Here is an 11,871-nt window from a genome sequence, read left to right as displayed (position 1 = left end):
ATTGATTATGAAGTACATAGGTTACGTTACGAGTACTCTTTTGATGAAGCTTGTTATACACAGGATAAATTTATGACCTAGATTCATCTTGATTTTTAATTACGCTTATGTTTAGTTATTTTTTATGACAAATTAATTTGTGCTTGACATCTTTTTTTCACTTTTATAATACAAAAATCTCTAGCACAGTTTCAGCGCTACGCTAGAGATTTTTTATTATATATTAAATTTTTTCACCATAAAAGATCAATTCTTCGTCTTTCACAAGGGCATAAGATCGTGTGCCCAATCCCATGCGGTCCGCACGAAGTAAGATGGCTTGCCATTCGCTATTAGGGGAAATATCTTTGAAATAATCCCATGTGCGTTTTTCTACTGTGCTTAATACGCCATTTTCCACTGGTGTAGCTTGGCTAATAATATCGCCTAACGCTTCATCCATAGCCACCATGTCATAAGATACAACAATACCTAAATTGCCTACGATTTCATTGGTCGCACCAGCCTCTTTCAACTTGTCTTGGTTCACATAATCAGCCACGATGTCCATCGCCACTCCTACGTGAAAGCGTTGACGGTTTCGTGTAGCAGCTGCTGCATATTCCGCCACCGCTTTATGATGCTCTGTACCTATTAAGGCTACCAATTCACGACGGCCTTCTAAGCTAGCAGAGTACCATCCTGTATTATTCACAGCCCCAGAGAATCCGCTGTACTCATTGGCTTTAATATGATTCACGGAAATGACAACATCGCTAGTAGCAATGCGTTCATCGATGTAAGCTACTTTCACAGATTCACCATCGGGAATAATGACCTCACGAGAATGGTTGCTAGGCTCATCTACATACACCACAGTGCCGCCTTCGGATTCGATACGAGCTTTCATGTAAGCCACTACTATTTCATAGGCCTCATAGTCACTGTGCAAATCGTTGCGGAGTAAGGCTACGCGTTTGCCAGCACAACCAATTTCATCAAAGCCGATTTTTCGCAACAAAAAATCTAAGCGTTTATGGATTAATTCTTGATTAACCTCTTGTAAAGGGGAGTAATATACTTCCATAATATACCTCCAAAGGATAACAACTTTGTAAAAAAGGGCTGCATCTACTGACACAGCCCTTACTTTGGCGGAGAGAGGGGGATTTGAACCCCCGCGCCAGTTTCCTGACCTACCGCATTTCGAGTGCGGACTCTTCAGCCACTTGAGTACCTCTCCGTATACGACGGCGTTCTTTGAAAAAATCTTTCATCATCCGACTGCATTCCTCTTGCAATACACCCGCCAACACCTGTGGCTCATGGTTTAGATTCGGATGTGAAAGTACATTGAACAAAGATTCTACCGCACCGCCCTTGTAATCACTACTGCCATAGACAACACGATCAATGCGACTGTTAATAATGGCACCAGCACACATAGGGCACGGCTCTATGGTAACATAAAGCGTGCAACCGGTCAACCGCCATCTTTCGAGCAGCGCATTTGCCTCACGAATGACTAGCACCTCTGCATGGGCTGTGGCATCATGGTCAACCTCACGTCGGTTGTGATGACGGCTAATAATCTTGCCTTCATGCACCAGCACAGCACCGATGGGGATTTCGCCTATATCATAGGCTTTACGAGCCTCTACTAAGGCTTCACGCATATACTCTTCATCAGTCATACAGTCACTTCCTTTCCAATTGCCGCTACACAATAGAATACCATACTTTCAGAGAATCGTCACTTCTTAGGCTAATTATGATATAATAAAGAGTACATGCAAACATTTTCGATGACTTCACTGAGGTGACAATCTTATGGAACAACGAGCTTTTAGTAAAATCAATGTAGGTCTTGCCATCACGGGCAAACGTGATGATGGGTACCACGATATAGATACCATTTTTCAATCTATTTTCTTAGGGGATTCCCTCTATTTCGCGCGCCACCATTCTGTGGTATTCTCTGGCGATGCGCCTGAACTGCCCTATTATATGGCACAATTAATTCCCTATACAGAAAGCAATATTGCTATGAAAGCCCTTCGTATGGTGCAAGACTATACTGGCTGTACGCAAGGGGCTGCCATTCATTTGTTAAAACGGGTTCCCCCTTGTGCTGGCATGGGCGGTGGCAGTGGTGACGGTGCCGCTATGCTACTAGGTCTTAATAAATTTTGGGATCTTCGCTTAACCGATGAGGAACTATTGACCATGGCTTCTCAACTCGGCTCTGACGTACCTTTCTTACTGAAAGGCGGTACTGCCCGTGGCACTGGTCGAGGAGAACGATTAGAAGTCTTGCCAACTAGCAGTGCTCAATGGCTACTGATTGTAAAACCAGAAGTGAGCATTTCCACATCAGAAGCCTACGGAAGATTCGCCGGGACTTCTCGTGTTACTTCAAATACGATGGATACCGTTACCGCACATATGAAAGCCAAAGATTTTCGTCAGGCTTTCACAGCGAGTGACAATACCTTTGAAGAATTAATGTTCCCTGTCCATCCAGAGCTTACCGCATGTAAGCAGTTTTTCCTAGACCGTGGGTTCCCTACCATCATGACCGGTAGTGGTCCTACTATGGTAGTTCTATTGGAAAAAGCACTGGATGCGATTCGATTACAAGAAGAGATTAAAACAGCCGGTCACAACTGGCTTTCACTAATTACGAAAACACATGACGAGGAGGCTCTACGATGAATACACCACGTTTACAACCCATCCGTTTAGACGCGTACAAACCACTTCGTGAAATTGTTAGCGATGCGTTACGCCAAGCCATTCGTGATGGTCTATTGCCACCAGGCGAACGGCTCATGGAGATTCCTCTTGCGGAAGAGCTCGGTGTGAGTCGCACCCCTATCCGTGAAGCTATCCGCATTTTAGAGCAAGAAGGTCTTGTGGTGATGATTCCACGCCGTGGTACCTATGTGGCGGATATGAGTTTGAAAGATGTAACAGAAGTATTTGAACTGCGTTCTATCTTGGAAGAACTCGCCGCAGAACTCGCAGCGGAGCGTATTACCAACGAAGAAATCGAGGCCTTGGAGCAACATCTGGTAGAAATCGGCAACTATATGAATGAAAACAATTTAGATAAAGTTGTTCAAGCCGATATTCTATTCCACGAAATTCTCTATAAAGCTTCTCGTAATGATCGCCTCGTGGAAATGATTCACAATCTGCGGGAGCAAACCTTGCGGTTCCGTACCTTATCCATGAGTCAAACAGGTCGTCTTGCCAAAACTTGGGACGAACATCGTCAACTTGTGGAGGCGATATCCGATCGCGATGTGGAACGAGCTCGCCAGATTGCTCGTATCCATATGGAAGAATCGGAGAAAACATTGTTAGAAGGTATGCAATTAAAAAGCCATGAAGGCTAATGTATCTTTCACATATCATAATTGAAATAGAAAGGGTCCTTATAGGACCCTTTTCTAGTTATCTATATATACATAAAATCATATTAGTATAGCATCTACAACAAAAGAGGAATGGTCCTGTATTTTCAGTTCCATTCCTCTTTTTTAATGTCCATACTATTTGGGTTCTATCATATATTTGGGCTCTATCATATATTTTGTAGGGACAGCAAAAGCCATCCCCCAAGATATATTTTTTATGCATACCATAGACATCCCATAGGCAGATCATTCAATCTGCTTATGGTCCAACCTCTATTTGCCACTCATATATTTCGCTTTAAATGCTGCCAATTGCGCTTCTTCTAATGCCATGCCTTCGCCTTGGAAGTGAGCGATACTTTGTTGCATTTCTTCGTAAGCTGTTGGCACGATTTTCGTAAAGCGATCTTTGTACAATACCCAGTTTTCTAACATGTGACGACCTTGTTTGGAGTTCGTATGCAATACATGCTGTTGTATTAGCTCATGAATCCGTGCTAGATCACTTTCACTAGTTTTGCGAAGTTCCACAAGTCCTGTGTTGCAGTAGCGTCCATCTAAATCGAGGACATACGCATAGCCACCAGACATGCCAGCCCCAAAGTTACGACCCACACGGCCAAGGACAAGGACCTCACCGCCAGTCATGTATTCGCAACCGTGGTCACCTACACCTTCTACAACGGCTGTGATACCGCTGTTACGAACGCAGAACCGTTCCCCGGCCACGCCATTGATATAGGCAGCACCAGAGGTAGCTCCATAGAATGCCACGTTACCGATCAAGATGTTTTCATGCGCCTCATAGGTAGCTGCCTTTGGTGGATACGCAATGATAGTACCACCGGACAAACCTTTACCAAGGTAATCGTTGGCATCCCCTTCGAGTTCCAAGGTCATACCGTTAGGAATGAAAGCACCAAAACTTTGACCTGCAGAACCAACGAAATTCAATTTGATGGTATTCTCTGGCAAGCCTGCTTCGCCGTAGCGACGAACCACTTCGCCACCGACCAAGGTGCCTACTACACGATTCACATTGCTGATAGCCAATTTAGCACGAATTGGTTTTTGATCATCTAAGGCAGGACGACACATGCGAAGCAATTTTTTCATATCCAAAGTGCGTTCCAACTCATGGTCTTGGTCGATGCTGTGTAAATGACCTACCGACGCATCTGTATACGGTTTAAACAAGATTCGTTTCAAGTCCACACGAGACAATTTAAAATTATCGTCTTGTGAGCGTTGTCGCACTAAATCGATACGACCTACTAACTCACGAACGCTGCGGATACCTAAGCGAGCCATGATTTCGCGCAACTCTTGAGCGATGAACTTCATCAAATTTTCCACGTATTCTGGTTTACCTGTGAATTTCGCACGCAATTTTTCATCTTGTGTGGCCACGCCGTACGGGCATGTATTCATGTGGCAAACCCGTGCCATGCGACATCCTACTGCCACTAATGGCAAGGTACCAAAACCGAACAATTCTGCCCCTAACAAGGCTGCGATAGCTACATCATAGCCAGTCATCAGTTTACTGTCTACTTCCAGCTGTACACGGTCACGCAAACGGTTCAACATCAAGGTTTGATGTGTTTCTGAAAGCCCCAATTCCCATGGCACGCCTGCATGCTTCACCGATGTACGACCTGCTGCACCAGTACCACCATCGTAGCCGGAGATGAGGATGCTGTCTGCTTTCGCTTTGGCTACCCCTGCGGCAATGGTACCTACCCCAGCTTCCGATGTTAATTTTACGGAAATCGCTGCACTTGGATTGACGCATTTCAAGTCATAAATTAACTCTGCCAAATCTTCGATGGAGTAAATATCGTGATGTGGTGGCGGAGATACTAGCTCTACCCCTGGTGTGGAATGACGGGCTTTGGCAATCTCTGGATATACCTTTTTGCCCGGTAATTGACCACCCTCACCTGGTTTCGCTCCTTGGGCACATTTGATTTGCAATTCTTTTGCATGCACCAAGTAATTCGTTGTTACACCAAAGCGACCAGACGCAATTTGTTTTACTTCGCTGTTGCGATTATCTCCATTGGCATCGAGGACGAAACGACTGGTATCTTCGCCACCTTCCCCAGAGTTTGATGTAGATCCTAAACGGTTCATAGCAATAGCAATGGCTTCGTGTGCCTCTTTACTGATGGCACCATAACTCATAGCGCCTGCTTTAAAGCGTTTCACAATGTCTTCTACCGGTTCTACTTCTTCCACAGGAATACCTCCACCCACAGGGAAGTTCAATTCCATCAAGCTACGCAAGGTCACATGGTAATCATTCCGAATCATTTTGGAGTATTCTTTGTATGCATTGTAATCTCCTTCGATTAAGGATGTTTGTAATAACTTAATCGTATCTGGATTGAATAAATGCTCTTCCCCATCTTTCATAGGACCGTACCAACCGCCTGGTTCAAGGACTTTCACATCTTCTTTGAAAGCTCGTTGGAATCGCTCTAAGGTTTCATGAGCCACACCACCTAAGCCGATACCGCCAATGCGTGTTGGTGTGTTCGGGAAGTAGGTACTAATAAAGTTCGTATTCAAGCCCAATGCCTCAAAGATTTGTGCCCCATGGTAGCTACGTACAGTGGAAATACCCATTTTCGACATCACTTTCATAATGCCCGACACAGAGGCCTTGATGTAATTCGCTTCTGCTTCCTCTGGTGTAAGATCACCCAAGCGATTCGTTGCTTGTAGCTCGCGAACTGTTGCTAATGCCACGTATGGGTTGATGGCCGTTACACCATAACCTAATAATGTACAGAAATGATGCACTTCACGTGGTTCACCAGATTCCAAGATTAAGCCCATTTCTGTACGCAATACGGTATTAATCAAGTGATTGTGCACCGCTGCCACTGCCAATAAGGCTGGAATCGGCGCATGGTGTTCGTCCACACCACGGTCCGATAAGATCAACACATTTTGGTCCGTGCGAGCTGCTTCCTCTGCATCCTTACACAAACGGTCGAGGGCTTCTTTCATGCCTTCCGCACCTTTGGCAGGATCAAACAAGATGGACAAGGTCACGGATTTCATACGACGGCAGTCCAATTGTTTAATGCTTGCCAATTCTTGATTCGTCATGATAGGTGTCCGCATAGATACGGCGTAGGTGCCCACTTTATTAGGGTCCGTTAAGTTACCGCTATTGCCGAGCATCACTCGTGTGGAAGTGACCATTTCCTCGCGGATGGCATCGATTGGCGGATTTGTTACCTGTGCAAATAGTTGTTTGAAATAGGAATACAACATTTGCGGTTTGTCGGATAGAATCGCCAATGGTGCATCGGCGCCCATGGAGCCTACAGGATCTTTTCCATCTTTCGCCATAGGGATAATCATACGCACCAAATCTTCTTGGGTATAGCCGAACACTTGTTGTTGCATGAACAAGTCCCCTACCTCTGGGATGCTATCTTCCGTAGCTTGTTGAATCTCCGACAAGTGGATCACATGTTCTTTCACCCACTCATGGTACGGCAATTCTGTGGCTACTCGTTGTTTAATTTCTTCATCAGAAATGATACGACCTTCTTCTGTGTCGATTAAGAGCATTTTACCTGGTTCTAAACGACCTTTGGCACGAATCATATCATCTGCTTCGTTTACAACGCCCACTTCGGATGCCATGATCACACGGTCATCAGCAGTCACATAGTAACGAGCTGGGCGCAAGCCATTTCTGTCTAAGACACCACCGATCACGGTCCCATCAGTAAAGCCCATCGCTGCCGGACCATCCCATGGTTCCATCATGAAACTATTGAACTCGTAAAAGTCATGCTTCTCTTGGCTCATCAACGTATTGCGTTCCCACGGTTCTGGAATCATCATCATAATTGCATGTGGTAAGCTACGGCCTGTCATGTGCAAGAATTCAAGGGTATTGTCAAACATGGCAGAGTCAGAACCTGTATCATCCACCACAGGGAACACTTTTTTAATATCCGGGAATAAAGGAGATTCCGCTTTTCCTTCACGAGCATTGATCCAGTTTACATTACCACGAATGGTGTTGATTTCCCCATTGTGTACTAAATAGCGGTTAGGATGTGCCCGTGCCCAGCTTGGGAATGTATTCGTACTGAAACGGGAATGAACCATCGCCAAGGCAGAGGTGAAATCTAAATCGTTCAAATCTAGGTAAAAGTTACGTAATTGCACTGGTGTCAACATACCTTTGTAGACAATCGTTTTAGAGGACAAGGAGGCAATATAAAAATCACTACTCATTTCTTTGCTCAATGGGACGATACGCTTTTCTGCAATTTTACGAATCATGTATAATTTACGTTCAAACTCCGCTTGGTTTGTCACCTCTGGACCTTTACCAATAAGGATTTGGATCATCCAAGGGCGAATCAAAGCTGCCTCATGACCAACTGCCGTAGAATCTACTGGCACTTCACGCCAGCCCAATACGATTTGACCTTCTTCACGAACGACCTCTTCTAGAATACGCTTTTGCTCATTCCGCAATGTTTCGTACTTATGAGCAAAGACCATACCCACCCCGTAATCGCCAGCTGGTGGTAAATGGATGCCTAACACTTCGCACTCACGGCGGAAAAAGTCATGTGGAATTTGCACTAAGATGCCCGCTCCATCGCCAGTATCCTTATCGGCGCCAGCACCACCACGGTGCTCCAAGCGCTCAAGAATACGCAAGCCATCATCGATAATATCGTGGGACTTTTTACCTTTAATATTGACTACAAATCCCATACCGCACGCATCTTTTTCAAATTGGGAACTATACAAACCATTTGCTTCCAAATGTCGCTGCTCCTCATGTTGTTTTGCAATGGTACTCATTTCCATCATAACCCTCTCCTCCTATAGGTTCTCTATTACTACACTAGCGTACTTAACACTATGCATACATATACTGAAAGTTTTAATTCTATAGAATATAGAACTGTATATTATACTATCAAAAATTATTATATATTTCAATACATATTACTCATGTATACATGTATTCTTACAAGAAAACGCATAGCTACCCTAAGGTAACCATGCGTTTACGTCATTGTAAAAGTATTCTATTATACGATGCGAACAATCCAGCCTTCTGGTGCTTCGATTTCACCATGCTGAATGCCAAGTAATGTTTCGCGCAATTTTGTTAATGTTGGGCCCATTTCATCCATGCCGCTTGGGAAGAAGATATCTTCTCCTTTTGTATGCACCATGCCCACAGGAGAAATAACAGCCGCTGTACCACAAAGACCACATTCAGCAAAGTCTTTCAACTCTTCTTTGTACACTTCACGATGTTCTACGGTCATACCCAAATAATGTTCCGCCACATACATCAAGGAACGACGTGTAATAGATGGAAGAATGCTATCAGATTTAGGCGTTACTAATTTACCATCTTTCGTGATGAAAATAAAGTTAGCTCCACCAGTTTCTTCTACTTTTGTGCGAGTTTGTGGATCCAAGTACATATTCTCTGCATAACCCGCTTCATGGGCTGCTTCTAGCGCATGCAAGCTCATAGCATAGTTCAAACCCGCTTTGATATGACCAGTACCATGTGGCGCTGCACGGTCAAAATCGGAAATTTGAATTTTTAACGGTTTCACGCCGCCTTTGAAGTAATCCCCTACAGGAGTACCAAAAATACGGAATTGGAACTCATCTGCCGGTTTTACACCGATAACACTGTTCGTACCCATCAAGAATGGACGAAGATACAAACTACCACCCGTGCTATATGGAGGCACAAACTCTTGGTTCGCTTTTACCACTTCTTTCACAGCCTCAATAAAACGATCTGTTGGAAATGGTTGCATCACAAGATATTTCGCAGAATCATGCAAACGCTGTGCATTCAAATCTGGGCGGAAACACACAATGTGACCATCCTTCGTGTAGTATGCTTTCAAACCTTCAAAAATCGTTTGCGCATATTGGAACACACCTGCACATTCATTGAGGACAATATTCGTCTCACCCGTTAAACCGCCTTCATCCCATTGACCATCTTTGAAATTAGACACATAACGGAATGGCGTTTCTTTATAACTAAAATCTAAATTGTTCATATCAATCTTTGCCATACTGTCCTCCTATTTTTCGATACCTGTGAAAGCCGTGAAAGTATACGTATATCCATCCTTCTAGCCCCTTCACATCATATGAATATTTACTGATTTGTATTTTATATAAAAACTATTATACACCCAACACGGAAAATGTACAAGAGTACATGCCTAAAAGATGGGGGATTCTAAAATATACATACTACTCTAACATTGAGGAACTTTTATGTATTTTTTAACGAAAAAGTTCCCCAATGTTGTACCGGTTACAAAATCTATTTTTTAAACAATGATCAAGCTTCCCCAATCAATACTTAGTTTTCCCCATTAAGCTGGCTTTAAAACATCACTTTTTTATGAAGGCTTACAATGATTGAATACATACAAGATTATCAAGTGTTAGCTCCTTGTCTTTTACATCATCCCAACCCGCATCCTTATATATCTTCTCCAAGATACTATGCGTAATCCAAGACCCACCTGATAGATATCCAGAACTAGTAGACAGATATACTTCTACATAAAACCACTTTGCTTCACCCTCCTCGTTCTCTTCATCTACTGATATTTGATGAAGCAACATAGTAGCTAGATCCTGAACCTTTTGTATTTTCTCCACATCAATTTTATAAAAAGAATCTGTAATGGTAGGTACACCTTCTCCACAACCTGTTTTTCGTACATGGTTCCTCAACACACTATCATTCTTCAAGGTACATATATCAATTGCTTTATCCCAACACATTTCATGAAGAATCATTACATCAGCTTTTGCTATGTTCATATGATTAGCATAAAAACTATACACATATTTTTTCTCATTAGGCCTATCTTCCACAATTTTAATAAGAAGATTATCCATCACTGCTACAGGATTTTCTATTAGTTTAATCCCCTCTATCCGTTCATAATAGGAATCTATGTATCCCTCAACTTGCCACATCACCAATATAGGAGATTTCCTACATTCTACATACTTTTGGTCTATCAAATCGCTTTCACCTCTATGTGTACCATATAAACTACTGCTCTTATTTCTAAAAGTATTCTAACATTGGGGAACTTTTTTGTTCTATTTTCTAAAAAAGTTCCCCAATTATTTATGAATCTCCTTCTACCACTCTTCAGTCACATAAAATGTAAACTCCTTTTTCCATGATTCTGGTATAGGCGTGCTTTCATAAAACCAATAACATATACAATATTTTATAAAACTCAAGCCCACTTTAAGTGGTACATCATCATAAGACTTACCTTCATTTCTACAATAAGAGAGAAAATCTTTTAAGAAAAACACAATTTGCTTCGGTTTTGTCGTATCTCGCAATCCTCTAAACATATATTGTTCTAATTCATCCAAAGAGTTAATCTTTCCATTCACATACTTAGACATGGCATGAATAAACACCTCAGTATCCTGTGCGTCTGTTAAGTCCACTACAAATGCATCTTCATTAGTTGTTATCTTGTCTCGCAACAAATCATACTCTGATTCTTCCAAATAAATAATCTCATTATGGGGCGGATCTATCGTTTCTGTCCAAGAAGTCTCTTGCACATAGTATAACTTGCACAGCTCTAATGGTATGGATGACCAAGATTCCATAGCTTCTGTTTCAACAGCCCATCTAGGCATAACATTACCAGCAAAAAACGTCCACACCAATAGAGCATCTAAATCTCTATGCATATTAAAAGAAAATATGTCCCTCAAATAACCTAGAACTCCACTTTTTCTTTTCATCGCTATATCCAGATTTCTAAAAATGATATAGAGTTCTCGAACGGGTTCCACTCCTTTAGCATTACCATACAATAGGATATCTTCCAAATGATACAAGTTAACAATATTTTCATCAATGAGTAACTTTTCCTTAACAACCTTGTATATATCATTCCAAGTATCAATATGATTTCCATCAAACTCTATAATCATTCTATGGTCCATGCCATTCTCCAGATGCAAAGACCTATACTGCTTTTCCGAAATCGCTTCCATAGAAACTATACGTGCCAATGGATTTTCCCCTTTCTCTTATTATATTCATTCTCCAGAGAGCTATTTGTGTCTCTTTTATATTCTAATTATTGCACTATCTCTCCACGTTTTTCCTTAGCCTTTTTAACCGCCTCTACATAAAAATTATATATCCCTTGAGATGAAATAGGCATCTCATCTATATTATGTACATATACATTATTAAAAATACTAGAGCTCTGAATATCATGACAGTGTAAAATATTTTGTGTAAACATGTTTAGTTAGTATTAAAAAAAGAACTGAACTTCTTTAAGATTTAAGTGTCTAATAAAAATCACAGAAAGAAGGTTCAGTTCTTATGACTAATACTAACACAAATTTATTAAATGCACTACCAGTAAAT

8 protein-coding genes and 1 tRNA gene are annotated in these 11,871 nt (G+C 42.1%); 2 read left to right on the top strand and 7 right to left on the bottom strand.

Translation table 11 applies throughout. From position 1 onward, the window contains the following. Positions 1–223: 223 nt before the first annotated feature. The 3 genes from EO125_RS09295 to tadA form a co-directional block, all read right to left on the bottom strand. Positions 224–1,066, bottom strand: coding sequence for a DUF362 domain-containing protein (locus tag EO125_RS09295; RefSeq protein ID WP_127148649.1), 843 nt, complete (start codon positions 1,064–1,066; stop codon positions 224–226). A 65-nt stretch (positions 1,067–1,131) separates the two neighbouring features. Then, positions 1,132–1,222, bottom strand: a tRNA-Ser gene (locus EO125_RS09290). Further along, positions 1,176–1,673: a tRNA adenosine(34) deaminase TadA gene (gene tadA, locus EO125_RS09285; protein ID WP_127148651.1), complete on the bottom strand. Its 498-nt coding sequence runs from the start codon at positions 1,671–1,673 to the stop codon at positions 1,176–1,178. Before tadA ends, EO125_RS09290 begins: the two co-directional genes overlap by 47 nt. A 136-nt stretch (positions 1,674–1,809) precedes the next feature. Between tadA and ispE the strand changes: the two genes are divergently transcribed. Further along, positions 1,810–2,694 carry a 4-(cytidine 5'-diphospho)-2-C-methyl-D-erythritol kinase gene (gene ispE / locus EO125_RS09280; protein ID WP_127148648.1) on the top strand — a complete coding sequence of 295 codons (885 nt, stop codon included), beginning with the start codon at positions 1,810–1,812 and terminating at the stop codon, positions 2,692–2,694. Further along, positions 2,691–3,380 (top strand): GntR family transcriptional regulator, encoded by a 690-nt coding sequence (locus tag EO125_RS09275; RefSeq protein WP_127148647.1) that lies wholly within the window; start codon positions 2,691–2,693, stop codon positions 3,378–3,380. Before ispE ends, EO125_RS09275 begins: the two co-directional genes overlap by 4 nt. 294 nt (positions 3,381–3,674) lie before the next feature. On the opposite strand, the gene gltB is transcribed toward EO125_RS09275, so the two are convergent. From gltB to EO125_RS09255, 4 genes are all read right to left on the bottom strand, one after another. After that, positions 3,675–8,261: a glutamate synthase large subunit gene (gene gltB, locus EO125_RS09270; protein WP_370447294.1), complete on the bottom strand. Its 4,587-nt coding sequence runs from the start codon at positions 8,259–8,261 to the stop codon at positions 3,675–3,677. A 224-nt stretch (positions 8,262–8,485) separates the two neighbouring features. Continuing rightward, complete coding sequence (locus tag EO125_RS09265; protein WP_127148646.1) at positions 8,486–9,505, bottom strand: branched-chain amino acid aminotransferase; 1,020 nt, start codon at positions 9,503–9,505, stop codon at positions 8,486–8,488. Between the two features lie 346 nt (positions 9,506–9,851). After that, positions 9,852–10,478, bottom strand: coding sequence for a hypothetical protein (locus tag EO125_RS09260; protein ID WP_127148645.1), 627 nt, complete (start codon positions 10,476–10,478; stop codon positions 9,852–9,854). Positions 10,479–10,601: 123 nt separating this feature from the next. Then, entirely contained in the window at positions 10,602–11,504 is a 903-nt protein-coding gene (locus tag EO125_RS09255; protein WP_127148644.1) for a hypothetical protein, read from the bottom strand. Positions 11,505–11,871 lie beyond the last annotated feature (367 nt).

This window comes from Veillonella sp. VA139 (assembly GCF_003992005.1).
GTDB lineage: Bacteria > Bacillota > Negativicutes > Veillonellales > Veillonellaceae > F0422.
This window is presented reverse-complemented; position numbering and strand designations above follow the sequence as displayed.

Bases quoted from the DNA above. Each gene is read 5' to 3' on its own strand.
- EO125_RS09295 (WP_127148649.1), bottom strand. From the start codon at position 1,066: ATGGAAGTATATTACTCCCCTTTACAAGAGGTTAATCAAGAATTAATC.
- tadA (WP_127148651.1), bottom strand. From the start codon at position 1,673: ATGACTGATGAAGAGTATATGCGTGAAGCCTTAGTAGAGGCTCGTAAA.
- ispE (WP_127148648.1), top strand. From the start codon at position 1,810: ATGGAACAACGAGCTTTTAGTAAAATCAATGTAGGTCTTGCCATCACG.
- EO125_RS09275 (WP_127148647.1), top strand. From the start codon at position 2,691: ATGAATACACCACGTTTACAACCCATCCGTTTAGACGCGTACAAACCA.
- gltB (WP_370447294.1), bottom strand. From the start codon at position 8,261: ATGATGGAAATGAGTACCATTGCAAAACAACATGAGGAGCAGCGACAT.
- EO125_RS09265 (WP_127148646.1), bottom strand. From the start codon at position 9,505: ATGGCAAAGATTGATATGAACAATTTAGATTTTAGTTATAAAGAAACG.